33 protein-coding genes are annotated in these 26,517 nt (G+C 65.5%); 23 read left to right on the forward strand and 10 right to left on the reverse strand.

The window, feature by feature from the left end; translation table 11 throughout:
* Positions 1-124 precede the first annotated feature (124 nt).
* Positions 125-1,861, forward strand: a complete 1,737-nt coding sequence (locus tag KRZ98_RS01890) for an acyl-CoA dehydrogenase family protein (RefSeq protein WP_217671987.1) — start codon at positions 125-127, stop codon at positions 1,859-1,861.
* A gap of 190 nt (positions 1,862-2,051) precedes the next feature.
* Here KRZ98_RS01890 and KRZ98_RS01895 read toward each other — a convergent pair whose 3' ends face one another.
* The 5 genes from KRZ98_RS01895 to KRZ98_RS01915 all read right to left on the reverse strand — a co-directional run bounded on the left by KRZ98_RS01895 (position 2,052) and on the right by KRZ98_RS01915 (position 6,981).
* Positions 2,052-2,747, reverse strand: coding sequence for a tRNA (guanosine(46)-N(7))-methyltransferase TrmB (locus KRZ98_RS01895; RefSeq protein ID WP_217671988.1), 696 nt, complete (start codon positions 2,745-2,747; stop codon positions 2,052-2,054).
* 43 nt (positions 2,748-2,790) lie between these two features.
* Complete coding sequence (locus KRZ98_RS23940) at positions 2,791-3,303, reverse strand: hypothetical protein (RefSeq protein WP_254798017.1); 513 nt, start codon at positions 3,301-3,303, stop codon at positions 2,791-2,793.
* A gap of 89 nt (positions 3,304-3,392) precedes the next feature.
* Positions 3,393-4,616 carry a methionine adenosyltransferase gene (gene metK, locus KRZ98_RS01905; RefSeq protein ID WP_217671989.1) on the reverse strand — a complete coding sequence of 408 codons (1,224 nt, stop codon included), beginning with the start codon at positions 4,614-4,616 and terminating at the stop codon, positions 3,393-3,395.
* Positions 4,617-4,673: 57 nt separating this feature from the next.
* Complete coding sequence (lnt, locus tag KRZ98_RS01910; protein WP_217671990.1) at positions 4,674-6,338, reverse strand: apolipoprotein N-acyltransferase; 1,665 nt, start codon at positions 6,336-6,338, stop codon at positions 4,674-4,676.
* Between the two features lie 7 nt (positions 6,339-6,345).
* Positions 6,346-6,981, reverse strand: a complete 636-nt coding sequence (locus KRZ98_RS01915) for a YqaA family protein (RefSeq protein ID WP_217671991.1) — start codon at positions 6,979-6,981, stop codon at positions 6,346-6,348.
* A gap of 136 nt (positions 6,982-7,117) precedes the next feature.
* On the opposite strand from KRZ98_RS01915, the gene KRZ98_RS01920 reads away from it, so the two are divergent.
* The 4 genes from KRZ98_RS01920 to KRZ98_RS01935 all read left to right on the forward strand — a co-directional run bounded on the left by KRZ98_RS01920 (position 7,118) and on the right by KRZ98_RS01935 (position 9,682).
* Complete coding sequence (locus KRZ98_RS01920) at positions 7,118-7,360, forward strand: hypothetical protein (RefSeq protein ID WP_017184524.1); 243 nt, start codon at positions 7,118-7,120, stop codon at positions 7,358-7,360.
* Positions 7,361-7,529: 169 nt separating this feature from the next.
* Complete coding sequence (locus KRZ98_RS01925) at positions 7,530-8,249, forward strand: hypothetical protein (protein ID WP_217672399.1); 720 nt, start codon at positions 7,530-7,532, stop codon at positions 8,247-8,249.
* A gap of 76 nt (positions 8,250-8,325) precedes the next feature.
* Entirely contained in the window at positions 8,326-8,973 is a 648-nt protein-coding gene (locus tag KRZ98_RS01930) for a glutathione S-transferase family protein (protein ID WP_217671992.1), read from the forward strand.
* Between the two features lie 163 nt (positions 8,974-9,136).
* Positions 9,137-9,682 carry a hypothetical protein gene (locus KRZ98_RS01935; RefSeq protein WP_217671993.1) on the forward strand — a complete coding sequence of 182 codons (546 nt, stop codon included), beginning with the start codon at positions 9,137-9,139 and terminating at the stop codon, positions 9,680-9,682.
* A 7-nt stretch (positions 9,683-9,689) separates the two neighbouring features.
* On the opposite strand, the gene KRZ98_RS01940 is transcribed toward KRZ98_RS01935, so the two are convergent.
* Positions 9,690-9,938: a YdcH family protein gene (locus tag KRZ98_RS01940; protein WP_217671994.1), complete on the reverse strand. Its 249-nt coding sequence runs from the start codon at positions 9,936-9,938 to the stop codon at positions 9,690-9,692.
* A gap of 207 nt (positions 9,939-10,145) precedes the next feature.
* On the opposite strand from KRZ98_RS01940, the gene KRZ98_RS01945 reads away from it, so the two are divergent.
* The 3 genes from KRZ98_RS01945 to KRZ98_RS01955 all read left to right on the forward strand — a co-directional run bounded on the left by KRZ98_RS01945 (position 10,146) and on the right by KRZ98_RS01955 (position 13,219).
* Positions 10,146-11,453, forward strand: a complete 1,308-nt coding sequence (locus KRZ98_RS01945) for a M28 family peptidase (protein WP_217671995.1) — start codon at positions 10,146-10,148, stop codon at positions 11,451-11,453.
* Positions 11,454-11,489: 36 nt separating this feature from the next.
* On the forward strand, positions 11,490-12,818 hold the full coding sequence (locus KRZ98_RS01950; RefSeq protein WP_217671996.1) for a DNA-packaging protein: 1,329 nt from the start codon (positions 11,490-11,492) through the stop codon (positions 12,816-12,818).
* 62 nt (positions 12,819-12,880) lie between these two features.
* Entirely contained in the window at positions 12,881-13,219 is a 339-nt protein-coding gene (locus KRZ98_RS01955; RefSeq protein ID WP_217671997.1) for a hypothetical protein, read from the forward strand.
* A 4-nt stretch (positions 13,220-13,223) separates the two neighbouring features.
* Here KRZ98_RS01955 and KRZ98_RS01960 read toward each other — a convergent pair whose 3' ends face one another.
* The gene (locus KRZ98_RS01960; protein WP_217671998.1) at positions 13,224-13,877 is read right to left on the reverse strand and encodes an energy transducer TonB; all 654 of its coding nucleotides are present in this window, start codon (positions 13,875-13,877) and stop codon (positions 13,224-13,226) included.
* 239 nt (positions 13,878-14,116) lie between these two features.
* Here KRZ98_RS01960 and KRZ98_RS01965 point away from each other — a divergent pair, with 239 nt between their 5' ends.
* The 3 genes from KRZ98_RS01965 to KRZ98_RS01975 all read left to right on the forward strand — a co-directional run bounded on the left by KRZ98_RS01965 (position 14,117) and on the right by KRZ98_RS01975 (position 16,186).
* On the forward strand, positions 14,117-15,238 hold the full coding sequence (locus KRZ98_RS01965; RefSeq protein WP_217671999.1) for a phage portal protein: 1,122 nt from the start codon (positions 14,117-14,119) through the stop codon (positions 15,236-15,238).
* 100 nt (positions 15,239-15,338) lie between these two features.
* A complete protein-coding gene (locus KRZ98_RS01970) occupies positions 15,339-15,659 on the forward strand; it encodes a DUF6127 family protein (RefSeq protein ID WP_217672400.1) in 321 nt (106 codons plus the stop codon).
* A 128-nt stretch (positions 15,660-15,787) separates the two neighbouring features.
* On the forward strand, positions 15,788-16,186 hold the full coding sequence (locus tag KRZ98_RS01975) for an HK97 family phage prohead protease (RefSeq protein WP_217672000.1): 399 nt from the start codon (positions 15,788-15,790) through the stop codon (positions 16,184-16,186).
* Positions 16,187-16,285: 99 nt separating this feature from the next.
* On the opposite strand, the gene KRZ98_RS01980 is transcribed toward KRZ98_RS01975, so the two are convergent.
* Positions 16,286-16,954, reverse strand: coding sequence for a phytanoyl-CoA dioxygenase family protein (locus KRZ98_RS01980; RefSeq protein WP_217672001.1), 669 nt, complete (start codon positions 16,952-16,954; stop codon positions 16,286-16,288).
* Positions 16,955-17,133: 179 nt separating this feature from the next.
* On the opposite strand from KRZ98_RS01980, the gene KRZ98_RS01985 reads away from it, so the two are divergent.
* The 5 genes from KRZ98_RS01985 (at position 17,134) to KRZ98_RS02005 (ending at position 19,807) form a co-directional block, all read left to right on the forward strand.
* On the forward strand, positions 17,134-18,252 hold the full coding sequence (locus KRZ98_RS01985) for a phage major capsid protein (protein WP_217672002.1): 1,119 nt from the start codon (positions 17,134-17,136) through the stop codon (positions 18,250-18,252).
* A 154-nt stretch (positions 18,253-18,406) separates the two neighbouring features.
* Positions 18,407-18,685: a hypothetical protein gene (locus KRZ98_RS01990; RefSeq protein WP_217672003.1), complete on the forward strand. Its 279-nt coding sequence runs from the start codon at positions 18,407-18,409 to the stop codon at positions 18,683-18,685.
* A complete protein-coding gene (locus KRZ98_RS01995; RefSeq protein WP_217672004.1) occupies positions 18,685-19,221 on the forward strand; it encodes a phage head-tail connector protein in 537 nt (178 codons plus the stop codon). The genes KRZ98_RS01990 and KRZ98_RS01995 overlap by 1 nt, the downstream gene beginning before the upstream one ends.
* The gene (locus KRZ98_RS02000; RefSeq protein ID WP_217672005.1) at positions 19,218-19,409 is read left to right on the forward strand and encodes a hypothetical protein; all 192 of its coding nucleotides are present in this window, start codon (positions 19,218-19,220) and stop codon (positions 19,407-19,409) included. Before KRZ98_RS01995 ends, KRZ98_RS02000 begins: the two co-directional genes overlap by 4 nt.
* Entirely contained in the window at positions 19,406-19,807 is a 402-nt protein-coding gene (locus KRZ98_RS02005; RefSeq protein WP_217672006.1) for a DUF3168 domain-containing protein, read from the forward strand. Before KRZ98_RS02000 ends, KRZ98_RS02005 begins: the two co-directional genes overlap by 4 nt.
* 64 nt (positions 19,808-19,871) lie before the next feature.
* Here the strand turns inward: KRZ98_RS02005 and KRZ98_RS02010 are convergent, their stop codons facing one another.
* Complete coding sequence (locus KRZ98_RS02010) at positions 19,872-20,897, reverse strand: hypothetical protein (protein ID WP_217672007.1); 1,026 nt, start codon at positions 20,895-20,897, stop codon at positions 19,872-19,874.
* Positions 20,898-21,004: 107 nt separating this feature from the next.
* On the reverse strand, positions 21,005-21,331 hold the full coding sequence (locus tag KRZ98_RS02015) for a hypothetical protein (RefSeq protein WP_217672008.1): 327 nt from the start codon (positions 21,329-21,331) through the stop codon (positions 21,005-21,007).
* 54 nt (positions 21,332-21,385) lie between these two features.
* Between KRZ98_RS02015 and KRZ98_RS02020 the strand changes: the two genes are divergently transcribed.
* The 7 genes from KRZ98_RS02020 (at position 21,386) to KRZ98_RS02050 (ending at position 26,510) form a co-directional block, all read left to right on the forward strand.
* Positions 21,386-21,793: a phage major tail protein, TP901-1 family gene (locus KRZ98_RS02020; protein ID WP_217672009.1), complete on the forward strand. Its 408-nt coding sequence runs from the start codon at positions 21,386-21,388 to the stop codon at positions 21,791-21,793.
* Positions 21,790-22,113 carry a gene transfer agent family protein gene (locus tag KRZ98_RS02025; RefSeq protein WP_217672010.1) on the forward strand — a complete coding sequence of 108 codons (324 nt, stop codon included), beginning with the start codon at positions 21,790-21,792 and terminating at the stop codon, positions 22,111-22,113. The genes KRZ98_RS02020 and KRZ98_RS02025 overlap by 4 nt, the downstream gene beginning before the upstream one ends.
* Positions 22,110-22,307, forward strand: coding sequence for a phage tail assembly chaperone (locus tag KRZ98_RS02030; RefSeq protein ID WP_217672011.1), 198 nt, complete (start codon positions 22,110-22,112; stop codon positions 22,305-22,307). Before KRZ98_RS02025 ends, KRZ98_RS02030 begins: the two co-directional genes overlap by 4 nt.
* Positions 22,308-22,454: 147 nt before the next feature.
* Complete coding sequence (locus KRZ98_RS02035; RefSeq protein WP_217672012.1) at positions 22,455-23,006, forward strand: tail tape measure protein; 552 nt, start codon at positions 22,455-22,457, stop codon at positions 23,004-23,006.
* On the forward strand, positions 23,006-25,336 hold the full coding sequence (locus KRZ98_RS02040; protein WP_217672013.1) for a DUF2460 domain-containing protein: 2,331 nt from the start codon (positions 23,006-23,008) through the stop codon (positions 25,334-25,336). Before KRZ98_RS02035 ends, KRZ98_RS02040 begins: the two co-directional genes overlap by 1 nt.
* 2 nt (positions 25,337-25,338) lie before the next feature.
* Positions 25,339-26,148, forward strand: coding sequence for a DUF2163 domain-containing protein (locus tag KRZ98_RS02045; RefSeq protein WP_217672401.1), 810 nt, complete (start codon positions 25,339-25,341; stop codon positions 26,146-26,148).
* Positions 26,145-26,510 (forward strand): C40 family peptidase, encoded by a 366-nt coding sequence (locus KRZ98_RS02050; protein WP_217672014.1) that lies wholly within the window; start codon positions 26,145-26,147, stop codon positions 26,508-26,510. The genes KRZ98_RS02045 and KRZ98_RS02050 overlap by 4 nt, the downstream gene beginning before the upstream one ends.
* The last annotated feature ends 7 nt before the right edge of the window (positions 26,511-26,517 follow it).

Genomic DNA, 26,517 nt, shown 5'->3' on the forward strand with positions numbered 1-26,517 from the left:
AATGTCAGCCTTCTGATCGATGACAGACCAGCAGCCATGATGCGCTTACGGCGCTCCCCGCCCACACCAAATTGACTGTAACATATGTTTGGTGTAATACGCCGACGACAGAAGAGGAACCGCCATGCAAAGCTATGTCCCGCCGATCGACGATTATCGTTTTTTGCTGACCGAAGTGCTGGGTTTCGACCGGGCGATGGCGGAGTTGGGCAAGGAGGTCGACGCTGATCTGGCGGTGGCGGTGCTGGAGGAGGCGGGGAAGGTTTGTGCCGAGCGGTTGCATCCGTTGAACCGCGAAGGGGACGAGCAGGGTAGCCGTCTGGTCGACGGCGCGGTGCAGACGCCCGACGGGTTCGCGCAGGCCTATCGCGATTTTGCCGAGGCGGGATGGACGTCGCTGTCGGCGGACCCGGCGCATGGCGGGCAGGGGTTGCCCTTTGTCCTGCAACTCTGGTTCGACGAGATGATGTCGGCCACCAACCTGTCCTTCGGCCTGTTCCCCGGCCTGTCGCGCGGGGCGTGCGAGGCGATCGCCGCCCATGCCAGCGAGGAATTGAAGGCCAGCTATCTGGGACCGCTGGTGAGTGGGACATGGACCGGGGCGATGGCGCTGACCGAGAGCGGGGCGGGGACCGACCTGGCGCTGCTCAAGACGCGGGCGACGCCCAAGGGCGATGGCAGCTATGCGGTGGCGGGGACCAAGATTTTCATTTCGTCGGGCGACCATGATTTTGGCGGCAATATCGTCCATCTGGTGCTGGCGCGGCTGCCCGATGCGCCGCCGGGCGTGAAGGGGATCAGCCTGTTTCTGGTTCCCAAATTCCTGCCCGATGCCGATGGCGGCTTTACCGTGCGCAACACCATGTCGGTGGGGTCGCTGGAAAAGAAGATGGGGATTCACGCCCAGCCGACCTGCGTGATGCATTATGATGACGCGACCGGCTGGCTGGTGGGGGAGGCGCATCGCGGGCTGGCGGCGATGTTCACGATGATGAATGCCGAGCGGTTGATGGTGGGCGTGCAGGGACTGGGGGTCGCGGGCGGCGCCTATCAGCAGGCGGCGGCCTATGCTCGCGACCGGGTGCAGGGGCGCAGCGCCGACGGGACGCGCGGGCCGGTGGCGATCATCGACCATGCCGATGTGCGGCGGATGCTGCTGAATGTCCGCGCCTTCGTGGAGGCCGGGAGGGCGCTGGCGGGGTGGACCGCGCTGCAACTCGACCGGGCGAAGGGCCATGAGGATGCGGGCGAGCGGGGACAAGCGGATGCGCTGGTCGCGCTGCTGACGCCGGTGATCAAGGCGGCCTTCACCGATTTTGGTTTCGAGAGCGCGGTGCAGGCGCAGCAGGTGTTTGGCGGCCATGGCTACATCCGCGAATGGGGGATGGAGCAATATGTCCGCGATGCACGGATCGCGCAGATTTACGAAGGCACCAACGGGGTGCAGGCGATGGACCTGGTCGGGCGCAAGCTGCCGATGGCGGGCGGCGCGGTGGTCGAGGGCTTTTTCGACGGAATCGCGGCCGATGTCGTGGCAGCGGGCGACCTTGTGATTGCGGTGCGGACCGGCGAGGCGCTGGCGTTGCTGCGCGAGGCGACGGTGGCGCTGCGCGGGGCGGACGTGGACGCGACCGGGGCAGCGGCGGTCGACTATCTGCGGCTGTTCGCTCTGGTGGCGATGGGATGGATGTGGACGCGGATGGCGGTGGCGGCCGGGTCTGGCGAGACGACGCTGCATCAGGGCAAGCTGGCGGTGGCGGACTATTATGCGCGGCGGGTGTTGCCGCAGGCGAGCGGGCTGGCGGCGAGCATCGCGGCGGGCGAGGGGGCGATCATGGCGCTGGCGGCGGAGGATTTTTAGGGGGGGGGGTGAGGTTAGGGTGTTACTCTTCCTCCGTTCGTGCTGAGTAGGGACTGAGCTTGTCGAAGGCCCGTATCGAAGCATCGCGTCCATACGCATCCTTCGATACGCCATTTCGACTTCGCTCAATGGCTACTCAGGACGAACGGATCTTCGTAAAGTCACCACGTTATGGTCAGGCGTTCGCTCGTTATTTGCGGCGATAGCGGAAATACCAGACTTCGTGGCCTTTTTGGCGGGCCTTGGCTTCGTAGCGGGTCTGGGGCCAGCCGCCGGGGCGGGTGAGGAAGTCGGCGGGGTCGCTGGCCAGCCAGTCGAAATCGGGATGGCCGTTCATCACCATCAGCGCCCAGCGCAGATAGATGGGATGGTCGGTGCCAAAGCGAAATTCGCCGCCGGGCTTGAGTTTGCGCGCGATCATCGCGACCGGGCCTGGGTTCATCATCCGGCGCTTGGCATGGCGCGCCTTGGGCCAGGGGTCGGGGTGGAGCAGATAGACGAAGCTCAAGGAGCCGTCGGGGACGCGGGCGAGGACTTCGAGGGCGTCGCCCATATGGAGGCGGATATTGCCGAGCGCGCCGTCGCGGATATGGCCGAGCGCGGTGACGACGCCGTTGAGGAAGGGTTCGCAGCCGATAAAGCCATGGTCGGGCAGCATGTCGGCGCGATAGGCAAGATGCTCGCCGCCGCCAAAGCCGATCTCGAAATGGAGCGGGCGATCGTAACCGAAGAGCGAGGCGGCGGTGACTTCGCCCTCTTCCGGCACGGAGATGGCGGGGAGGAGGGTGTCGACCAGTTCCTGCTGCCCCTGCCGCAGCTTGTGGCCCGACTGGCGGCCATAGAGGCGGTTGAGCGTTGTGGGATCGCCGGATTTATGCGCTGTCATGGGGTGCGCGGATAGCGGGGCGAGGGAGTGGGGGCAAGGGGGGCTAGCGACAGGGCTTGCCGCTATATTCCTTGCGGTTGGCAACATAGGCCTTGCCGTTCCAGCGGACGACGGGAAAGCAGAAGCCGGGGCCGCCGATGGAAATATCGGGCCAGCCGCCGACGCCTTTGCTTTTCAGAAATTCCGGGATGCCCGTGCTGTTGGTGACCAGTTTCCAGCTGCCATTGGGCTGCTGGCTGACCAGCCAGAAGGTCGTGCCGGTGTTGCCATAGCAATAGGTGCCGCCTTCGGTGACGACCGCTTCGGGACGGCCATCGCCATTGAGGTCAGCGCGGCTTTCGATCGTGCCAGGGGAATAGCTGGCCGTGCCGGGATCATCGCAATCGCTGCGCCATTGATTGCCGCGTCTGATGAACCCGGCGGCGCGGAAGATGGCAGCGTCGTTCGATGGCGCGGCGGTTGCGGGCCTGCTCGTCCTGGGACCGGTTGCAGTCTGGGCGTTGCCCGACGTCGCAAGCATCAGCGCCAATATGGCACCAGAATGACGATATGACATCGCGCCCCCCATGTTCACCCTCTCCGAGTCGTTTCGGATTGGGCATCATAGCATGAAGGGCGCGATATACGGCGTTGGAAGATGCCGCGTCAGGCCAGCGCGGCCTTGAGCGCGTCCACCAGGTCGGTCTTTTCCCAAGGGAAGAAGTCGCCTTCGGGGGTGCGGCCGAAATGGCCGTAGGCGGCGGTTTTCTGGTAGATGGGTTTGTTGAGGCCCAGATGGGTGCGGATGCCCTTGGGGGTCAGGCGCACCAGCGTTGGCAGGACCGCTTCGATCGCCGAGGCTTCGACGGTGCCGGTTTCGTGCAGATCGACATAGAGGGAGAGCGGTTCGGCGACGCCGATGGCGTAGCTCAGCTGTATCGTGCAGCGACGGGCGAGGCCGGCGGCGACGATATTCTTGGCAAGGTAGCGGGTGATGTAGGCGGCCGAGCGGTCGACCTTGGTCGGGTCCTTGCCGCTGAACGCGCCGCCGCCGTGCGGCGAAGCGCCGCCATAGGTGTCGACGATGATCTTTCGACCGGTCAGGCCCGCGTCGCCGTCCGGCCCGCCGATTTCGAACAGGCCGGTCGGGTTGACGTAAATGGCTTCGTCGCCCGGCAGCCAGCCTTCGGGCAGGATGTCGGTCATCACGCCCTTGACATAGGCGCGCAGCTTGGCGCGGCTTTCGTCATTGTCCATGCCCGCGGCGTGCTGGGTCGAGACGACGAGGGCGGTGGCGCGGACCGGCTTTTCATCGATATATTCGAGCGTCACCTGGCTCTTGGCGTCCGGCTCCAGAAAATCGACAACCTTGTTGTGGCGATCATGGGCGAGGCGTTCGAGGATCTTGTGGCTGTAATAGAGGGTGGCGGGCATGAGGTCGGGGGTTTCGTCCGAGGCATAGCCGAACATGATGCCCTGATCGCCAGCGCCTTCATCCTTGTTGCCGCTTTCATCGACACCCTGTGCGATATGGGCGGACTGGCCGTGAAGGTTGTTGATAAAGGTAAAGTTTTTCCAGTGGAAACCAGACTGTTCATAGCCGATGTCCCGGACTGTGTTGCGAACGGTCCGTTCGACTTCATCACGGGCACCGGGTGCCCAGAAACCGTTCATTTCCCAATCGGGATTTTTGTCGTCATAGACGCCCTTGCAGCGGATTTCGCCCGCCAGGACGACCAGTTGGGTCGTCGTCAGCGTTTCGCAGGCGATGCGCGCTTCGGGGTCTTTGGACAGAAAGAGATCGACAATGGCGTCGGAAATCTGGTCTGCAACCTTGTCGGGATGGCCTTCGGACACGGATTCCGAGGTGAAGAGGAATTGGTTACGCATGGGACTCCCATAAACGGCTGGGCCGAAAAGCGATATAAAGAATAGTTTATGTGGCTATTAGCTTTTGCTGCGCAGCATGGCAATGGCCAGTCCGGCCAGCAGTGCCATGAAGGCGAGGGACGCCCAGTTGCCGAGCCGCGCGAAGAGGGTAGGGGTGAGCGCCGGGGGCAGGCCGGAATCGAGGAAACCGGCGCGGTTGAGGCCGAGCGCATGGACGACATGGCCGCGCGCGTCGATGATCGCGGAGACGCCGGTGGGGGTGGAGCGGATGATGGGAACCCCCTCCTCCAGCGCGCGCAGGCGGGCTTGGGCGAGATGCTGGACCGGTCCCCAGCTGCCGAACCAGGCGTCGTTGGAGGGGTTGAAGAGGAAGGATGGGCGGTTGGCGCGGTCGATCACCTGGCCGGAGAAGATGATTTCATAGCAAATTTGCACCCCCATTTTAAGGTCCGGGCGACCGAGCGTGGCGGGGAGGGGCAGGCTTTGCGGGCCGGGGCCGGGCCAGAAATCGGCGTCGCCGGGGACCAGGCGGGAAAGACCGATCGGTTCGAGGATGTTCCGCATCGGCAGATATTCGCCATAGGGGACCAGATGCGCCTTGCTGTAGCGGCCGAGCAACCGGGCGTCGGGGGTGACGATCCAGACGCTGTTGTTCGCGCCCGCGAGCTTTTGCGTGATGAAGCCGTCCTGTTCGACCGGCTTGAAATAGACCTTGTCCGCGCCGGTCATCAGCAGATCGCCGGGGCCAAGCAGGCTGGCGAGGCGGGCGCGCCAGCCCGGTTCCATGTCGAGATAGGCGGGGATGGCGGCCTCGGGCCAGAAGAGCAGGCGCGGGGCGGGGCGGGGCTGGCCGGAAAGGGCCGCAAGCTTGCGGAAATTGGCGACTTCGTTTTCGACCGAATATTTCTGGTCCTGGCCGATATTGGGCTGGACGATGCGGACGCGCGGCGCGCCGGCCGGGGTCGGCGGGGCGGGGGCGAGATGGCCCCAGAGTGCGAGGAGGGCGAGTGGCGCGGCGAGGGCGGCGGCGGGGCGGTAGTGACGCTGGATGGCGAGGAGGAGCGCGCCTGCCGCGAGGATGGTGAGCGCGCCAAGGCCATAGGTGCCGATCAGGGTGGCGGCGATGGCGATGCCGGTGGGGAGCAGGGTGACGCCGAGCGGGTTCCAGGCGAAGCCGGTGAAGGCGGTAGCGCGGAGATACTCCGTTGCTAGCCAGAGGGCGGCGAAGAGGAGGATATATCCTCCCCGAAACGGGGAGGGGGACCACGCGAAGCGTGGTGGAGGGGGCGCGCCTCCGGGCGCTGCGTCGTGTATCGCGCCCCCCCCCTCCGTCAGGCTTCGCCTGCCACCTCCCCGTTCCGGGGAGGAATGGGTGATCCACCATGTCCCCAGCGTCGCGAGGCCCGGATAGACGGCGAGGTAGAGCGACAGCAGCGCCACGGCGGGGTAGCCCAGCCAGTGGGGCATCGTATCCTGAAAGGTGAAGGCGTGGGCGATCCAGTTGAGGCCCAGGGTGAAATGGGCGACGCCGAAGAGCCAGCCATAGGTGAAGGCGGCGCGGCGGTCGGGGGCGTGCTGGACGAGGTGGATGAGCAGCGCGAGGCAGGCGAGGGTGACCGGCCAGAGGCTTAAGGGCGCGAAACCGGTGGCGCTGAACAGGCCCGCCAGTAGCGCGGCGAGGCGTGGCCAGGACCTGACATGCCGGGCGAGCAGGCTTTGCATCCTGTGTCTAGCGGACCGTGGCCATGGTTGCGGCGCTGCAGCTGTCGCTCTTGCTGGGGCCGCCGGTCAGCATCGAGGCGGCGATGAAGCCGCCGACGATGAGGACAAGGAACAGGCCCGACAAAAGGGCGAGATATTTTTCGATGAACGCCTTGATCGGGCGGCCAAATTTCCAGAACAGAAAGCCTACCAGCATGAACTGGAACGCGCGGGACAGGATGCTGGCCCAGATGAAGGTGAAGAGCGGCAGGCCGATAAAGCCGGCGGTTATGGTGATGAGCTTGAACGGGATGGGCGTTGCGCCCTTGATCAGGATGATCTCCGCCCCGAACTCGCGCAGATAGCAGGCCGCGATCGGGAATTTGGCAGCGAGGCCAAGCGCGGCGAGCAGTTGCTGGCCCACGGTTTCATAGAGGAAATAGCCGATCGCATAACCGAGCAGCCCGCCCAGCACCGAGGCAAGGGTGCAGATGACCCCGAATCGCAGCGCGCGTTCCGGGCGGGCGAGGCACATGAGGCCGAGCAGCGGGTGCGGTGGGATGGGGAAGAAGCTGGATTCCATGAAGCTGAAGGCGAACAGCCAGCGTTCGGCGTGGCGGTGGGCGGCTTTCGCCAGCATCCATTGGTAGAGCCTAGTCAGCATGGGCCGCGACCTAGCCGAGATTGGGAGCGGTCGCCAGCGCCTTTTGCCGGTCGGGCGATAGGTGAAGGCGCGGAGATCGCAGCGCTTGATCGGTTGGTGCGCGTGGCGATAGGATCGGCCGACTGAGGAGAGACAGATGCAGGGCATGGGTGAGGGCGGTTGCCCGTTCGAGTTCAATACCGATCCGGCGACGTTCAAGGTCGGCGATTCGGTAAGCTATCGCGTGACCGGGAGCCTGGAGGGCTTTCCCTTCGCGGGCGTGCTGCTGGAGGTGCATGACGATCATGTCGTGCTGACCAGCGATGTCGACGACAAGGCCAGCCGGATGCGCGCGACGCGCGAGAGCAGGCCGGTGGTGCAGGAAGCGGATGTGTGTTGAAGGAGTGCCGGTGCGGTCCCAATGTGCGAACGCACATTCGCACGCTTTGACGCGACGGCGTTGACGGGACGGTGGCGTCTGGGCATGACCCATCATCAGTCCTGTTCGGTCGGCGCGTTTGACATTTTCTACCATTTCCTGGGCCAGATTGCGGCAACGCGCGGGCGGCATGGCGTTCGCGCTGGTGCTGAACGCTATCCTGCTGCTTGCGCTGTTCACGCTGGCCCCCCTGCCTGAACCCAAGCGGGTCGATGACCGGATGCCGGTGACGTTCGACGTCGAGACCGGACAGAAAAGCGCGGAGCAACAGAAGCGCGCGCCCAAGGCGGAGCGGCGCGAGAAGGAAGATGCCGCGGCCCCCAAACAGGCCGAGGCGGTGGTGCGGCCACCCGTGCCGGTCGCCAAGCCCGCCGAGCAGCCGCCATCGCCCTTCCCCTTCCTGACGCTGAACCGCGAGCAGATGGCCTCAGCCGATATCGGCCAGATGCCCAAGGCGGCGCAGGGGACAAGTGCCGCTGGGCAGGGTAAGAGTGCGGCGGTGGCCGGGCCGGGCGAGGGGCCGGGGGGCGTGCAATTGTTCAATGCCGAATGGTATCGGCGACCGACCAATGCCGAGCTTTCGCCATTCCTGCCCGCCAATGCGCCGCCCAATGGATGGGGCATGGTCGCGTGCAAGACGGTCGATCATTATCATGTCGATAACTGCCAGACGCTGGGTGAATCGCCGCTGGGGTCTGGCTTTGCCCGCGCGGTGCGGCTGGCGGCATGGCAGTTTCTGGTGCTGCCCCCGCGCGAGAATGGCAAGATACTCGTCGGCAGCTGGGTGCGGATACGGATCGACTATACGCGGACCATGGTCGGCGCGGGCGCCGGAGCGGGCAGCGACTGAGGGCTGGCGCATAAAATAGTTGCATTTTGAGACTGGGTTGCCATCCTGACGCGCTGACAGGATAGGGAGAGATTGCATGATCATCCATGGTGCGCGGCCGTCGCCTTTTGTGCGCAAGGTCATTGCCTTTGCCGCCGAGAAGGGAATTGATGTCGAGGTGCAGACGGCCGGGTTCGGGCGTGGGGCGGAGGGCTATTTCAAGGGATCACCCTTCGGCAAGATTCCGGCACTGGAGGATGGCGATTTTCTGCTTTGCGATTCCACCGCGATCATAACCTATATGGATGCGCTGCGGCCGGGGACGGAGATGATTCCGGCAGAGCCAAAGGCGCGGGCGCGGACAATCTGGTATGAGGAATTTGGCGATACCGTCGTGCAGCCGGCGGGCGCGAAGATATTTTTCAACCGCGTGGTGGCGAAGGCGTTGAAAGCGCCGCAGGATCTGGACGCGGCGGACAAGGCGGAGGCGGAGGAGATGCCCCGCTTCTACGACTATCTGGAGGGGATTTTGCCCGACAGCGGCTGGCTGGTCGAGGATCGCTTTACGTTGGCCGATTTGGCGGCGGCCTGTCCGATCATCAATGTCGGCTATTGTTCGGAGGGGCTGGATGCGGAGCGCTGGCCCAGGGTGGCGGCGTGGATCGCGGCGGTAAAGGCGCGGCCCAGCGTGGCGGCGGCGCTGGCGCTGGAGGCACCGATCGTAGCGGGAATGATGGCAAAATAATAACCTATATGGAACATTATCCTTGACAGCGTCACGCTGTTCTGGCAGGGATAGGCACAGTGGAAAAATGTGAGTCGCCAAGGCGCGACGCAGCAGGGGCTGATCCGGGCGGGTCGGCCCCTTTTTGCGTTGGGCTTGTGGCGCGCGGGCGGGGGATACAGGCATGGCGGATGGGGTGGAGGCGCAGGCGCGCGATTTGGAACCGGCGCGCCGGAGGGTCGCCGGCCAGGATCAGGTGCAGATGCGCGCGCCGCGCAAGGATGGCTGGACCAGGGATCAGGAGCGGCTGTTTTTGCAGACGCTGGCGACGACCTGCAACACCAGCGAGGCGGCGCGGGTGGCCGGGGTCAGCCGGACCAGCGCCTATGACCGCAGGCAGCGCAATCGCCGCTTTGCCGCCGACTGGGAACGGGCGATGGATATTGGCTATGCCGAGATTGAGGCCATGCTGATGCGCGAGGCCTTGTTCGGGAGCGAGAGCGAGGAGATTTTGCTGGACGGCGAAGGGGCGGTGAAGAGCCGCAAGGTCAGGCGTGGGCATGACCTGAAACTGGCGCTGCAATTGCTGACCCGGCATCGCGACCGGGTGTTGGCCTATCGCGCGAGTGCGGCCGCGGGGAAGGAGCGCCCCGACAGCCCTGCGGTGGTGCGGCGGGTGCGGCGCGCGCGGGACGAAGTGGAGCGGATGCGCGCGGCGACGGGGACGTGAGGCGCGGTCAGGCCGGGCGTCCGGGCGCGATCATCGCACCGATTGTGTCGAGCAGGGCCAGTCGCTGTTTCTTGAGATCCTCCAGCCGGGCGTCCGATGCGGCGCTAAGCCCCTCTATGATCCGGCTGATTTCGCCGACTAGGTCATGATAGCGATCGGCCAGCCCGCGAAAATGGGCGTCGGTGAGTTTGAGATGGTGCAGCCGGTCGATGGCGTGGGGAAACAGGCTGTGGAGATCGTGGCCATGTTCGCTCATTCTGTCGTCTCCTGTTTTAGTGGGACGACTATGGGGCGGGGTGACGTCATGGTCTTTAGGTAGTTGTCCGGGGGGCGGGCATTTTGGGGCGACGCGATGTTGCGCATTACCCTTCCCCACGCTGCGCGCGGTCACCCTCCCCAAGCGAGCTTGGGGAGGGTCGGTGATCTCTTTACACTTGTTCGATAAGCGATAGACCTGTGGGTTATGAGAAAATTGATCCTGCTCGTCGCCGCTTCGGCACTGTCCTCCCCTGTTCTGGCGCAGAGCCAAGTGCCTGATCCGGCGCGTTTGAAGGCGACGGTCGAAAAATTGGTGAGTTTCGGGACGCGGCACACATTGTCGTCGGCGACTGATCCGAAGCGGGGGATTGGCGCGGCGCGGGCGTGGGCGGCGGCGGAGTTTGCGCGGATTTCCAAAGGATGTGGCGGCTGTCTGAAGGTCGAGAGCGTGTCGGAGCGCTTTACCGCGCCGCGCGTGCCCAATGGCGCGGATATTGTCGATGTGCTGGCGATCCAGACCGGGACGGGTGATCCCAATCAGGTGGTGATCGTCGCGGGGCATATCGACAGCCGGGTCAGCGACGTCATGGATGCAACCAGCGATGCGCCGGGCGCGAATGACAATGGGTCGGGCAGTGCGCTGGTGATCGAGGCGGCGCGGGTGCTGGCGGGCGAGAAGTTTGACGGGACGATCGTCTATGCGCTGCTGTCGGGCGAGGAGCAGGGGCTGCTGGGCGGCAAGTTGCTGGCCAACACGGCCAAGGCGCGCGGCTGGCAGGTTCGCGCGATGCTGAACAATGATATTGTCGGCAACACGACCGGACTGAACGGGCGTATCGTGGCGGACCGGATGCGGGTGTTTTCCGAAGGAATACGCTCTGCCGAGGATGCCAAGGCGGGGGTGACCCGGCGCGGGATTGGCGGCGAGGATGACGGGCCTTCGCGGGCGCTGGCCAAGGCGATCGACGCGATTGCCGAGGCCAATCCGCAGATCGGGCTGGACGTGTTTGCGGTGCGGCGGCCTGACCGTTTCGGGCGGGGTGGCGATCATACCCCGCTGCTGGAGGCGGGCTATCCGGCGGTGCGGTTTTCGGTGGGGATCGAAAATTACGACCGGCAGCATCAGGATTTGCGGGTCGAGGCTGGGCGCGATTATGGCGACACGGTCGTGGGCATGGACTTCCCCTATCTGGCGAAGGTGACGGCGCTGAATGTCGCGGCATTGCGGGCTTTGGCCAGCGCGCCGGCGGCGCCTGCGACTGTGTCGCTGGATGGCGCGCTGTCGATGGATACGCGGGTGTTCTGGGACGCGGCGCCGGGGGCGGCGGCCTATCATGTATATTGGCGGCGGGCCGATGCGCAGGACTGGACCGATAGCCGCGTCGTGACGGGCGCGACCGAATTGCTGCTGAAAGATGTGGTGGTGGACGATCATTTCATCGGCGTGGCGGCGGTGGCCAGGGACGGGAGCGAGAGCATCGTGACGTTCGGCGGGATGGCGCCGCGCAAATAGGGGCGTGCGTGTCGCCGCCCCGGCAAGGGGAGGGCGATGGAGACTTCGCATATTGCATGGCTGGACGAGCAGCGGGACGCGCAGGCGAAGATATTGCGGCGGCTGAAGGAGGCTGGCCGCGACCGGGTAGAGTATGAATGGGACTGGCTGGCGCGGCCGGGGCAGAAGGCGCCGCAGGGCGACTGGCGCATCTGGCTGATGATGGCGGGGCGCGGCTTTGGCAAGACTCGGGCCGGGGCGGAATGGGTGCGGGGGATTGCGGAGGCTGATCCCAAGGCGCGGATCGCGCTGGTCGGTGCGACGCTGGGCGAGGCGCGGCGGGTGATGGTCGAAGGGGCGTCGGGGATATTGGCGATTGCGCCCTGGTGGTGCCGCCCGGTCTTTGCCCCCGCGCTGCGCAAGCTGACCTGGCCCAATGGCGCGGTGGCGACCCTGTTCGGCGCGGCGGAACCGGAGAGCTTGCGCGGGCCGCAGTTCAGCCATGGCTGGGCCGACGAGATCGCCAAATGGCCCTTTGCGGAAGGGGCGTGGGACAATCTGATGATGGCGATGCGGCTGGGCAGGCGGCCGCAGGTGATGGCGACGACGACGCCGCGCCCGGTGGCGCTGGTGCGGCGGCTGGTGACAGATGCGGCGGCGGGCAGCGTGGTGGTGACGCGAGGGCGGACGGCGGACAATCGCGCCAATCTGGCGGACGGGTTCGTCGAGGCGATGGAGCGCAGCTATGGCGGGACGCGGCTGGGGCGGCAGGAACTGGACGGCGAACTGATCGAGGAGGTTGAGGGCGCTTTGTGGAGCCGCGACCTGATCGAGCGGTGCCGGGTGGCGCATGTGCCGGGCGGGCAAGATGGGGCGGCGCTGCGCCGGGTGGTGGTGGCGGTCGACCCGCCTGCGTCGGCGCATGGAGATGCGTGCGGGATCGTGGTGGCGGGCGTTGGTGGTGACGGGCGCGCCTATGTGATTGCGGACGCGAGTGTCGAGGGATGTTCGCCGGAAAGCTGGGCGCGAGCGGTGGCGGCGGCGGCGACGGTGCATGGCGCGGATAGGGTGGTGGCCGAGGCGAATAATGGCGGGGCGATGGTGGAAAGCGTGCTGCGCGCGGCGGACGAAAGGCTGCCGGTGAAGCTGGTCCATGCCTCGCGCGGCAAGGTGGCGCGGGCGGAACCGGTGGCGGCGCTCTACGAGGCCGGGCGGGTGGCGCATCGCGGGGCTTTTCCGGCGCTGGAGGATGAGATGTGCGGGCTGCTGACCGGTGGCGGCTATGTCGGGCCGGGACGATCGCCCGATCGCGCGGATGCGCTGGTGTGGGCGCTGACGGAGTTGATGCTGGGGAAGAGAGGCGAGGCGCGGGTACGGGGGTTTTGAGCGGAACCGTCCGACGCGATCGATCGTTTCGGGAGCATCTTATTTGGTGCGGAGTTTTGGCGATGAAGATGGTGACGATGTTGGGCGCGCTGGTCGGGGCGACTTTGGTGGCGACGCCGGTGATGGCGGTGACGTTGAGCGCCAAAGAGCGGGCGCGGGTAGCGCGGGCGGTGCCGCGCGATCGTGATGATGTGCGCTATTGCCTGATCCAGGCGAAGAAGGGCCGTGACAAGGGCACGGTGATCGGCGCGGCCGGTGGTGCGGGCGTCGGGCTGATTGCAGGCGGTGGTCTGGGCGAGACTTTACTGGGCGCGGGCGCGGGTGCGCTGGCGGGCCGGGTGATCGGCAAGAGCGAGGGGACCAATTCGACCTGCGACCGGGTGTTGCGGCGTAATCCTTGAATGATCACTTGGCGGGGGTGGTCAGTTCCCGGTCCCGCCATCTGACCCAGGATTGCACCTGCGTGGGGACAGGCTGCCCCGCCGAATTGATCGCTGGCAAGTAACGCTGCCCCATGGCGACGAGGCAGGACGTGTCGTCATATTCGCGGTTTCCCGACGACTTTTTGATGCGACAGGATGTTGGCCGTCCAGTGGCGTCAATATCTGTAATATAGTCACTGGTCAGGTCTGTGGGACGGGTCGTTCCCGTGATGGGGGGATTGCCATCGACAGCCAAAGGCGTGGTTCTGCCGAAATCGCTACGAAATGACGAGGGAGCGGGTTCCCACACGACGCGCATTTTCGGGACAGTCAGTGGGTTGCCGTCATGGCGCCTTACTGCCAAAACCCAGCCCATTTTGGACATGATAAGTTTGCAGCTGGCTACCGCGATGTCCCGGCCTCCGACAATGTCCGTCGGCGTACAATCGATCTGGTCGGTATCACCGCGTTGCGCGATAGTGACGATGGCTTCGCCAATGGCGTCCGCGCGCAGCATCACGAGCGCATAGTCCTGCGCGGTCGGCAGGGCGATGGGGATGATTTCCCGCTTTGCCGGTGCTGGTGGAAGCTGCGTCGGGTCGGTCAGAGCGAGTAAGCTTAGTGCGTGGTGCCACATCAGCGGATGTTCGATGGTAGCGACTGGATTGTAAAGTGGATGGCTGGAGGTAGCGGCTTAATCCTTGATTAGACGTGAGGGGGCTTTCCCCTCTCCCAGCTTCGGTAAGGCAGCTTCGCTGCCAACCTTCGCTTTAGTTTTAGCGCGATTTCCGAGCCATCAGATATTCTATCTGATTAGAAATCGCTTTGGCCCTCTCCCCGTCGTGGCGAGGTTTTTTTGTTGTGCGGGAGGCAAGCATGAAATTCTTTGGGATGAAGGCCGTGCAGGCGGATGTGCGGCCGGTGTTGGCGCGCGCCTGGGGGACGGGCGCGGTGGCGCTGGGGGAGTGGCCTGCCAGCTATGAGGCGCAGTTACGCGCCGGGGTGATCGGCAATCCGGTGGCGCAACGGGCGATGCGGCTGGTGTCGGAGGGGGCGGGGGCCACGGCGTTGAAGGTCGCTGGCGTGGCGGATGGCGCGCGGGTGCTGGCGCTGGTGGCGCGGGCTTCGGCGGGGCAGGGGCTGGTGGAGACTTTGGCCTGTCATTTGCTGTTGCACGGCAATGCCTATGTGCAGGTGATTGGCGGGGCGGACGGGATGCCGGCCGAGCTGTTCGCGCTGCGGCCTGAGCGGGTAAGCGTGGAGGCGGATGCGCGGGGGTGGCCGGCGGCCTACCTCTACCGGGTGGGGGAGAGCGTGACGCGGCTGTCGCCCGAAGATGGGGCGGGGCGGACCACGGTGCTGCATTTGAAAAGCCTGCATCCGCTGGACGATCATTATGGGTTGGGCTGTGTCGGTGCGGCGGCGGGGGCGGTGGCGATCCACAATGCGGCGACCGTGTGGAACAAGGCGCTGCTCGACAATGCGGCGCGGCCCAGCGGGGCGATGGTTTACGATCCGGGCGACGGATCGGTGATGGCGCCCGACCAATATGAGCGGGTGAAGCGCGAGATGGAGATCGCCTTTGCAGGCGCGGCCAATGCGGGGCGACCGATGCTGCTGGAGGGCGGGTTGAGCTGGAAGGCTTTGAGCCTGACGCCTGCAGAGATGGATTTTGTGGGACTGAAGGCGGCGGCGGCGCGGGAGATTGCGCTGGCGTTCGGGGTGCCGCCGATGCTGATGGGGCTGCCCGGCGACAATAGTTACGCCAATTATCGCGAGGCGAACAAAGCGCTGTGGCGGCAGACGATATCGCCGCTGGTGGGGAAGATAGGCGCGGGGCTGGGGCAGGGTTTGAGCGGCTGGTGGCCGGGGCTGCGGATCGAGCCGGACCTGGATGGCGTGGCGGCGCTGAGCGATGAGCGGGCGGCGCTGTGGGAGCGGGTCGCGGGGGCGGACTTCCTGTCGGCGGAGGAGAAGAAGGCTTTGTTGGGATTGTGAGGCGGGCGGCGGTTCCTTCTCTCCCAACTGCGCCTAGGCGGCTGCGCCGCCAAGGCTTCGTATCCCTCTCCCCCAAGGGGCGAGGGGATTGGAGGGCGTGATGAAACAGGATGGCGAGATGCTGGCGCGGTTGGTGGCGCAAGCCGATGGCGGGCCGGGGGCGGCGGATATGGTGATGATCCGGGCGCTGGTGGAGGAAGCGAGCGAGCTGGGCGCGGGGCGGGCGCTGGAGCGGCTGGGGCTGGCCGACCGGCGGGCCGAGGGCGATGTGCGGGAACTGCGCGAATTGCTGCGCGCCTGGCGCGACGCGAAGAAGGCGGCGCGCGGGGCGGTGATCGGCTGGCTGGCGCGGATCGCGCTGGCGCTGCTGTTGCTGGGGATTGCGGTCAAGACCGGGCTGGTCGGGTTGGTCAGAGCGTGAGTGACGATGTGGCACCTGTTCCGTTCGGGCTGAGCGAAGTCGAAGCCCTTGGCCGAGCGGAGCGAGGTCGGAAGCCTTCGACAAGCTCAGGCAAGCCCTTCGACAGGCTCAGGGCGAACGGAGATTATATGGCTCAAGACGTGCGCTTTGCCGGTTATGCGGCGATTTTCGATCGGGTGGACCGGGGTGGGGATGTGGTGCGGGCGGGTGCCTTTGATGGCGCGCGCGCGGCGGGGGTGCCGTTGCTGTGGCAGCATGGGCCGGGGCAGGTGATCGGATCGGTCGAGCGGCTGGAGGAGGATGCACGGGGGCTGCGCGTGATCGGCCGGGTGTCGGCGCGGACGGCAGCCGGGCGCGAGGCGGCGGCGGGGTTGAAGGCGGGGGCGCTGGATGGGCTGTCGTTTGGGTATCGGGTGCGGGAGGCGCGCGGGGCGGGACCACGCGAATTGCTGGCGCTGGAACTGGTGGAGGTGAGCCTGGTGACGCATCCGATGCAGGATGGGGCGCGGGTGATTAGGGTGGCGTGATTTACGCGGGCGCGCTGCCCCCTCATCCAACTTCGCCCAACCGGTTGCACCGGTAAGGCTTCGTATCCTTCTCCCCCGTGGGGAGAAGGTTTGCTGGGGCTATATCCCCAGCCATTCCAGTCCGCCGGGCAGAGCGTCGGCGCTATAGTCGAGTTGGAGGACGCGGCGGTGGCGGGGATTGGCGGCGGCGTCTGAGGCGTGGAGGATGGGCGTGGCGTAGAGCCAGATGTCACCGCGCGAGGCGAGGCAGGCGACGCTTCCGCAGCGATCGACCATGGCCGGGACATCGCTTTCCGCGATGCGGCCATGGAGGTGGGAGCCGGGGGCGATGAACAAAGGCGCATTGTCGGCGTCGACTGGGTCGAGATGGATACGCAAGGTACACATGCGGTCGAGCAGCGATTGCGGCGGGGCGACGTGCTGGAGACCGGATTTGATCGTCCAGGGGCCAAAGCCCGGTGTTTCGATGCGTTGACGCACGGCGATGGTGCGGTCCTGATGCCAGCCGAGCGCCCAGTTGGTGGTTTCGTTTTTGTCGAACAGGATCGCACGCACCGGCTTTGCGGCGTTGCCCAGATGGGCGGCGGCGTGGCAGCCGATGGGGCCGGTTGGCGCGAGAAATGGCGCGAGTTCGGCTAGGGCTGTCAGGCGTTGGCCGGGGCGGTCTGTTGGCAGCGTCGTGAGGGCGGCTTCGACGGTGGCGAGGGTGGTGGCGTCGAGGGCGGCGGGGATGTGGTGGGCGCCGTCGGTGGCGAGGGTCAGGGGCATGGGGTTTTATGCTGTGTCGGGGTGCGTGACGCAAGCGGCGCTCCCCCTCATCCAACTGCGCCTAGCCAGCAAGCTGGCAAGGCTTCGTATCCTTCTCCCCCCAAGGGAGAAGGTTTTGAGAGTTTTAGGGCGGTCCCACCGGGGCCGCCCTTTTTGGTGTTTTCTAGCGGGAGAATGACATGACGGACGGCGTGGCGGATGCTCTGGAGGGGAGCTTTGATGTGGTGCTTCAGGGGGAGCGGATTGCGGCTTTGGAGGCGGATTTGAGTGCGATGCGGGTGGCGATGCAGCGGCCGGCGCTGGATGGGGTGAAGGGCGGGGTGGTTGATCCGGCGCGCGCCAACTTCGTCGATCGCTATTTGCGGCAGGGGCAGGAAGCGGGGGTGGAGCTGAAGAGCTTTTCCGGGGCGAGCGGTGCGACCGGCGGTTATGCGGTGCCGCGGGAGATTGATCAGCTGATCGATGCGACGCTCAAAAGCATTTCGCCCATTCGCGCGATCGCCAATGTCGTGCGGACCGGGACGGCGGGTTATCGCAAGCTGGTGACGGCTGGCGGGATCGTGTCGGGCTGGGCCAGCGAGACGGGGGCGCGGGGCGAGACGGGGACGCCGTCTTTCAACGAGATTGCGCCGCCGTCGGGCGAATTGTTCGCCAATCCTGCGGCGAGCCAGGCGATGCTGGACGATGCGCAGTTCGATGTCGAGGGCTGGCTGGCGGGCGAGGTTGCCCGTGAGTTCGCGGTGGCGGAAGGGGCGGCCTTCATCAACGGCAATGGCACGAACAAGCCCAAGGGGTTCCTGACCTATACCACCACCAACGAGGCGGACGCCGTGCGGGCGTTCGGGTCGCTGCAATATGTGGCGTCGGGCGCGGCGGGGGCTTTTGCGGCGTCCAATCCGCAGGACAGGCTGATCGACCTGGTGCAGAGCCTGCGTGCGCCCTACCGGCAGGGGGCGTCGTTCGTGATGAACAGCGCGACGCTGAGTGCCATCCGCAAGATGAAAACGAGCGATGGGGCGTTTCTGTGGCAGCCTTCGCTGAGTGCCGGGCAGCCCGCGACGTTGCTGGGCTATCCGGTGGTGGAGGCCGAGGATATGCCGGACATCAGCGCCGGGAGCCTATCGATCGCGTTCGGCAATTTCCAGGCGGGCTATGTCATCGCCGAGCGTAGCGACACCAGCATTTTGCGCGATCCGTTCAGCAACAAGCCGTTCGTGCATTTCTATGCGGTCAAGCGGATCGGTGGGGCTGTGGCGAATAGCGAGGCGATCAAATTGATGAAGTTTGCGGCTTCGTAAGGGCGAGGGGGCCGGCGTCGTACCCCCTCATCCAACTTCGCCTAACTGGCTGCGCCAGTAAGGCTGCGTATCCTTCTCCCCCCCAGGGGAGAAGGTTTTTTGGGGGGAGGCGTTCGCGTCTCTCCCCCTTTTTGTTTGTGGGGAGCAAGCAGCGATGAGCCTGTATCTGAAGGATGCCGATAGCAGCATCGATCATGGCATCGACTGGTCGGCCCATCTGGCGGGGCAGACGATCCTGGCCAGTGCGTGGAGCGTGGAGCCGGTCGAGGCGGGCGGGCTGACGATCGAGACGTCCGGGTTCGAGGCGGCGCGGACCAGCGTGCGGGTGAGCGGGGGTGTGGTCGGGCGCGTCTATCGGCTGACCAACCGGGTCACTTTGTCCGACGGGCAGGTGGAGGATCGGTCCGTGACATTTCGGGTGGAGGAACGCTGATGCTGGCGCAGGATGAGAGCGGGGCGCTGGCGGCGTCGCTGGCCGAGCTGAAGGCCTATTTGCGGATCGAGACGAACGGCGAGGATGGGGTACTGGCGGGGTTGTTGCGGAGCGCGGCGGCCTTGTGTGAGCAATTTGTCGGGCAGTGGCTGATCGTGCGAGGGGCGCGGGAAACGGTGGCGGGCGATGGGAGCTGGCAGAGGCTGGCGGCGCGGCCTGTGGTGGGAATCGAGAGTGTCGAGGCGGCGGAGGTTGATGGCACGGCGGTGGCCTTGCCGGTCGATGGCTATGCGATCGACATTGATGCGGCGGGCGAGGGATGGGTGCGATCGACCCGTGCGGGGGACCGGCGGCGGTTGATGGTGCGCTATTCGGCGGGGATGGCGAGCGAGATGAACGGCCTGCCCGAAGCGCTGCGGCAGGGGATCGTAAGGCTGGCGGCGGAGCATTTTTCTGCGCGCGGGACGGAGAGTGCCGCGCCGCCTGCGGTGGTGAGCGCGCTCTGGCGGCCCTGGCGGCGGATGCGGTTGCGATGAGGGCGGCGCTGGCGCGGCTGGTAGAGCAGCGGGCGGCGCGCAGGTGGGCGGCTGTGGCGGCGGCGTTGGACGAGGCGGGGCTGGTCGTGGCGATTGAGGGTGATGCGGTGCGGGCGTCCGGGCGTGGTCTTGTAGCGCGCTGGTGGCGGGAACTGGCGCTGCGGGACGCGGGAAGGGGCGGATTATGAGCGCTGAGGTGGCGGTGCGCGCGGCGGTGATCGACGCGCTGCGGGCGGATAGCGCGTTGATAGACGGGCTGAACGGCCTGTTTGACGGCGAGCCGGTGCGGGCCAGCCTGCCCTATGGCGTGGTCGGCGACTGTATCGGCGCGGACTGGGGCGGCAAGGATGTGGCGGGGCGCGAGGTGCGGCTGACGATCGGCCTGCATGATGGTGGCGAGACGCCGGGGCGGCTGGCGGGGATGATTGCGCGGATCGACCCGGTGCTGGCGGGGGTGGCAGTGCGGGACGGGTGGCGGGTCGTGACGGCGCGGCTGGTGCGGTCGCGCGTGGCGCGGGCGGTGCGGCAGGGTGGTGGGTGGACCGCGGTGGTGGATTATCGGGTGCGGGCGGTGTGGGAGGCGTGAGCAGTCCACATCAATGGGTCCAAGCCCTGACGCAAAGGGAATGGGTGCCGGCTTGGCGGTCTTTTTAAACTGCCATCTGTTGACGAAACTCATCTAGAGCATTGTAAATGCCAGTTCCAAAAGAATTCCCACCGATGAAAAACATTCGGACAGGATTTTCAGCACCAAAATCTAACGATGAAATCATCGTAATCCCTGGTTTTTGAAAATAAACTGCATTATTTGGTATAAACTTGGTTTGAGCAGCGATTAAAACGTTTAAATTATAAACGCTTACTGCTCTACTAGATCCTATGAGTACAGGTCCTTTTTCTCCAGGAGAAGCGATTTGCAGAGCAAGTGAGCGCTCAGCAACGCTTAGCCAGACTGCATCGCCCATGGATAAATCTAACGTTAGCCCATGATTCACATGTCCTTCGCCAATAGGCTGAGTCCTTATCGAATGGAACAGCATTCGGGTCTGTTGCCAAGCTTCATTTAGAGATTCACTTGATGGCAGTATCGGCCCAAAGCAATTCCGAGCCTGAGCCGCCTGCGCCTGTTCCCAGTGGTCAATCCATGAAACAGCATCATCATCGCTCACCATATCCCCACGGCCGCGTAAATAATCGAAGAAATGGATGATGTCGCGTATGCCAACACTTCGCTTGGATAAACGCAAAAAAACGGAATCTGATATTGTTGCACAAGCGTATAGCTTTCGATTTCCAAATCGATGGTTGGATTCGCCGTATTTGACTTGTGTGTCATCTATCATTGAACCGGATTGGAAGCCGCCAACGATAGATATGCCAACGATGTAGTCGACGTCGCCATAGCCTAGAGCGGTTTTCGGCCCGTGAAGCACCTGCCCTGTCTGCCAATTTCGAATCCATTCATGCATCTGTACATGGTTATGCCTGCGCTTTTCCTCGAAGCTGTCCTTGCCAGAGGTCATGTACATTATGGCAACGCAGCGACCCGCCGCCCAAACAAGGTCAGCCGGCTCTCTTCCCATGCCGTAATGTGAAGGCTTGAAAACCGATTGAGAACCCAAGAGATTTAACGAAATCTCCCGAATGAATCTCTCTTGTATCGATTTATCGCTCACTGCTTTTGCGCTGACACAATTTTGTAGACCATTCTCTCTCCCTTCTTGAGCAATAACGCCCCTTTTAGGTGAGAAGCAGACCCTGCGTACCGCTGGCCGACTGCGCCTCAGCCAGGCTTGTTATAATCCTCATATTCCGCGGTGATCTTGTCGACATATTCGGCGATCTGGTCGTCGGCGTCGGCCTGGGCGGCTTTTTCGGACATGCCGTCGGCCTTGTCAGCGGCGACGATGGCGGCGCGGAAGGTGGCTTCCTTGGCGGCGCAGGTCTTTTTCATGTCGGACTGAAAATCGCCGAGCGTCAGCTTCTTTTCCAGGCCCGGCTGAATCTGGGCCGACAGGCATTGCGAATAGGCCTTGCGACCCGCGCCGACAGGATCGGCGGCGGGAGCGGCCGCTGCGGCCAGCAACATGAGCGGTGCGATGAAGATCATTGAGACTCTCCTTAACCAGCGTTTTGCACGCTTTATCGGAAGAAAGGATGCGCCATGGGCGTCGAAAAGGGAAGTGAGTTTCTGTTGAAAGTGGGGGATGGCAACATTCCGGCAACATATGCGACCGTCGCGGGGATGCGCACTACGCAATTGTCCGTGAATGGCGAGGCGGTGAACGTCACGTCCAAGGATTCGGGCGGGTGGCGCGAATTGCTGTCGGGTGCGGGGGTGCGATCGGTCAGCGTATCGGCGGCGGGGCTGTTTACCGGGTCGGCGGCGGAGGTGCGCATTCGCAATCATGCGCTGTCGGGCACGATCGAGGATTATGAGCTGAGTTTCGAGAGCGGCGAGCGGATGCGCGGGCGCTTTCTGGTGACGCGGCTGGACTATGCAGGGGATTATAATGGCGAGCGCAATTATGCGCTGAGCCTGGAAAGCTCCGGCGCGGTGGTGTCCGAATGAGCGGCGCTAACGCGGAGCGCCCAAATCCCGAACGGGGCGAGGCGGCGCTGGAGATTGGCGGGGACGTGCTGGCGTTGCGGCCCAGCTTTGGTGCGCTGGTGGCGGCGGAGGCGGAACTGGGGCCGCTGTTCGCGCTGGTGGAGCGGGCGGCGGACGGGAAGCTGTCGCTGGGCGATCTGGTGGCCTTGTTCTGGCATTGCCTGATTGATCGGGACCGGATGGATCGCGAGGCGCTGGGCGAGGCGATTGTCGCGGTGGGGCTGGCGAAGGTGACGCCGGTGCTCAAGGCCATTTTGCAGCAGATATTGGCGGGGAAATGACGGGCTTTGCGCAGGGCGCGGCGCGGCTGGCGGGGGTGGCCGGATGGCTGCTGGGCTGGCGGCCCGATGAGTTTTGGCGCGCGACTCCGGCGGAACTGGCGGCGGTGCTGCGGGCGGCGCGGGGGGATGAGGTTGTGGATGCGGGGGTGGATGGGGGTGAGTTGGCGCGGTTGATGAGGGTGATGCCGGATTGAACCATTTGCCGTTCGGCCCTTCGACAAGCTCAGGAGAGCGAAGTCGAAGCCGACCACTGAGCCGCAGGCGAAGTGCCTTCGCTCCGCTCAGGCTGGCCCTTCAACTTCGCGCAGGGCGAACGGAAATTGTGAAAGGGAGTGACCCGGATGGACGAGGAAATCGAAACGCTGGTGGTGCGGGTTCGGGCGGATACGCAGGGGTTGAGCCGGGACGTGGAGGTGATGCGGGCGGGGATCGAGGGGCCGCTGGGCGACGGGGCCGAGCGGGCCGGAAGGCGGATCGAGCAGGGGCTGTTGCGGGCGGTGCGGACCGGCAAGTTCGGCTTTGAGGATTTGCGGCGGATCGCGCTGTCGGTGCTGGACGAGATTGCAGCCAGTGCGTTGCGGACGGCGATGAATGGTGCCGGTGGCGGAGGTGGTCTCGTCAATCTCGGCGCTTCGTTGCTGACGTCGGCGCTGGGGCTGCCGGGGCGGGCGACGGGCGGGCCGGTGGCACCGGGGCGGGCCTATATGGTCGGCGAGCGCGGGCCGGAAATGTTCGTGCCGACGAGCAGCGGGCAGGTGGTCGCTAGCGGCGGGGGCGCGCGGCATGTGCGGGTGAGCATCGCGGTGAATGGCAGAGGGCAGGAGAGCGAGGCGCGATTGCTGGCGCGCAGTGCACGGCAGGTGGCGCGGGCGGTTAAGGGGGCGCTGGGCTGATGGGGCGACTTGACTATTGGCTGGCGGATGCGCGGCGGGGGCAGGAGATGCGCTGGATGAAGCGCTTTGCCCCGACCCACTGGACCGTCAATTTCCCGCGCCCGATGATGGCGAGCGTGGTCACGACCGGGGCAGATGCCTTGCGGGTGGATGCGGTCTTTTACGGGTCGGGCGATCTGGCGGGGCTGATCTGGGAGGCGGCGGACGGGTGGAGCCATCCTTTGCTGGCCTATGAGAGGAGCCAAGATTTTCGCGCGTGCGTGTTGCGGTTTCGCTGGCGGAGCGGGGGGCTGCGCCAGCTGGACGAGACGCATGGGCCGACGCTGACGATCGAGGGGCGGGACGCGGCGGGGAATCCGCGCGCCTGGTATGTGCGCTTGTGGAACTATGCCAGCGGCGGGCCGGAAGATGCGGTTATCACGCTGGATTTTGCCGCGCTTGATGGTGGCTTTCTGCTGCCGGGCGAGGCCGATCCGGTGTGGGCGGGCGACGTGGACCGGATGTTCATATCGCTGGTGCCGCCCGATTATGATGCGGGGGATACGGCCTTTGCGGGCGCTGTCGAGGGCTGGGCTGAGCTTTCGGACATGGCGTGCGACGGGGCCGGGTCCGTGCTGGCGATTGGTGACGTCATGGTGCCGGAACATGGGCTGGCCATGGCGACGGGCTATGATGACTGTTTCAACCAGACGCCTCAGCGGGTGGTCGCGGCGATCCATGCGCTGGGCTATCGCGGGGCGATCAATCATTATGTCGGGATGAGCCATTATTTCCGGCTCGAACGGGTTGGCAGTGAGCTTTACGTCAGTCTGGCGGGCGGGGTGCTGAACGGGCCATGCGCGGCGTGGCATCGGGATTTTGCGGTACGGGCCAGGGCGCTGGGCTTCGATGTCATCTGGTCGCTGTCCTACGAGCTGTTCGACGCGCATTGCTGGAACGACTGGAAGCAGCGGGCGGAGAATGGCGACCCGGCGCTGACGGGGTGGGTGCCGCCTTCGACCCTGCTGTCGCCCGCGCATGGCGGGGCGATGGCCTATTTGCAGGCTGTGGCAGGTGCCTTTGTTTTCATCGGGTTGGAAGCGGGACTGCCGATCCTGTTTCAGGTGGGCGAACCCTGGTGGTGGGTGTTGCCAGGCGACGGGCGGATCTGCATCTATGACGATGCGGCGCGGGCGGCCTTTGGCGGCAGTCCGGTGTCGATTGCGAGCATCTGGGGCGCGCTCGATGGGGCGCAATGCGCGTTGCTGGATCAGGCGGGCGTGGTGCTGGCGGCGTCGACGGCGGCCCTGTGCGCGGCGGTGAAGGCGGTTGCGCCGGGGGCGGTGACGCATTTGCTGGCCTATCTGCCGACGATACTGGACCCGCGCGCGCCCGAAGCGAAGCGCGCGAACATGCCGGTGGGGTGGGCCTCGCCTGCCTTCGATGTGCTGCAACTGGAAGATTATGACTGGGTGACCGAGGGGCGGCCTGGGTTGACCGCGCGGGGCATAGAGCTGGCGACGGCGCGGCTCGGCTATCCGGTCGACGAGCAGCATTATCTGGCGGGCTTTGTGCTGTTGCCGGAGCAGGCCGGACAGTGGCGCAAGATTGCGGCGGCGGCGCAGGCGTCGGTGGACCGGGGGACGGCGGCGACCTTTGTCTGGGCGCTGCCGCAAGTGTGCCGCGATGGCTTTGTCGCGTTCAGGATGGATGGAGAGGATGCGATGCAAGCCTTTGATGATGTGCTGTTTCCTCTGGCCATTGGGCGGGAGGCGAGTCTGTCGCCGGCCTTTTCGACGCAGATTGTCGAAAGCCCGTCCGGGCATGAGCGGCGGAGCAGCGACTGGGCGGATGCGCGGCTGTCCTTCGATGCGGGGCCGGGAGTGCGGTCCGAGGCGGACATTGCGACGCTGATCGGCTTTTTCCGGGCAAGGCGCGGCGCGGCGCGGGGGTTCCGCTTCAGCGATCCCTATGATGATCGCAGCGGGGCGGTGGCGCAGGTGCCGGGGTCGCTCGACCAGAAGCTGGGCGTGGGCGACGGGGTGCAGGCCGCGTTCCAGTTGATGCGCTATTATGGCGTCGGGGAGGATGCGCAGGGGCGGGTCATCACCCGGCCAGTGGCGGAGACGATCCGGGTGGCGGTAGATGGTGTCGAGATGGTCGGCGGGTGGAGCCATGAGGGGATGGGGATTATCGCCTTTGACGAGGCGCCTGCCGATGGCGTGGTGCTGACCGCCGGGTTCCGCTTCGACGTGCCGGTGCGCTTTGCCGAGGATCGGCTGGACATCAACCGGGCGACCTTTGCGGCGGGGGAAGCGCCGTCGGTGCCGCTGGTGGAGATACGCGAATGAGCATGATCGAGGCGCTGGAGCAGCCGCTGGTGACGCTCGCCTTTTGCTGGCGGATCGAGCGGCGGGACGGGGTGACGATCGGGCTGACGAACCATGATCGCGATCTGGTGATTGATGGGCTGACCTATCGCGCCGCGCCTGGGATGACGCCATCGGCGATCCGCAGCGGGATCGGGCTGGAGGGGGAGGATAGCGACCTGGCGGGGGCGCTTTCCAGTGATGCGATCAGCGAGGCGGATTTGATGGCGGGGCGCTGGGATGGGGCGGCGCTGGAATTGTGGCTGACGCAGTGGGAGGCGCCGGGCGTGCTATGGCTGTCGCTGGCGCGCGGCGAGATTGGCGCGGTGGCGCGCAAGGGGGCGGCGTTCAGCGCGGAACTGATCGGGGCTGCGGCGGTGCTGGGGGCGGCGGTGGCGCCGTCGACATCGCCCGATTGCCGCGCGAGCCTGGGCGACCGGGCATGCCGGGTTGATCTCGCGGGGCGGCGGCGGGTGGTGGCGGTTTCCGGTGTTGATGGTGCTGAGGTTGCCGTGACCGGGCTGGTGGCGGGCGACTATGCGTTCGGGACATTGCGCTGGCTGGGCGGGGCCAATGCGGGGCTGGTGCAGGCGGTGCTGGATAATGGGGTGGACGGGGTGACGCTGGCCGATCCGCCGGTCTTTGCGGTGGCGGCGGGAACGCTGGCGCTGCTGACGGAAGGGTGCGACCGGCAGATGGTGACCTGCGCCGGGCGCTTTGGCAATGGGGTGAATTTTCGGGGTGAGCCTTATCTGCCGGGGATGGATTTGCTGACCCGCTATCCCGGCGCATGAGCGCGGTGGAGCGGGCGCGGGCGCTGGTGGGCGTGCCGTTTCGATTGCATGGGCGGAGCATGGCGGGGCTGGACTGCGTCGGGCTGGTGGCGCTGGCGCTGGGGCGGGATGCGCCCCATGCTTACGGGTTGCGCAGCGGGGATGTCGGGCGGGCCGAGGGCTGGCTGCGGGCGGCGGGGCTGGTGCCGGTGGCGGGTGGTGAGCCTGGCGATGTGGCGCTGGTGCGGCCGGGGCCGTTGCAGCTGCATCTGATGATCTGTGTGCCGGGTGGTTTTGTCCATGCCCATGCCGGATTGCGGCGCGTGGTCGAGATGCCGGGGGCGTCGCCCTGGCCGGTGATGGGGTGGTGGCTGGCGATATAGAAGGAGT

Origin of the sequence: Sphingobium sp. AS12, assembly GCF_019097845.1 — a bacterium.
GTDB lineage: Bacteria > Pseudomonadota > Alphaproteobacteria > Sphingomonadales > Sphingomonadaceae > Sphingobium.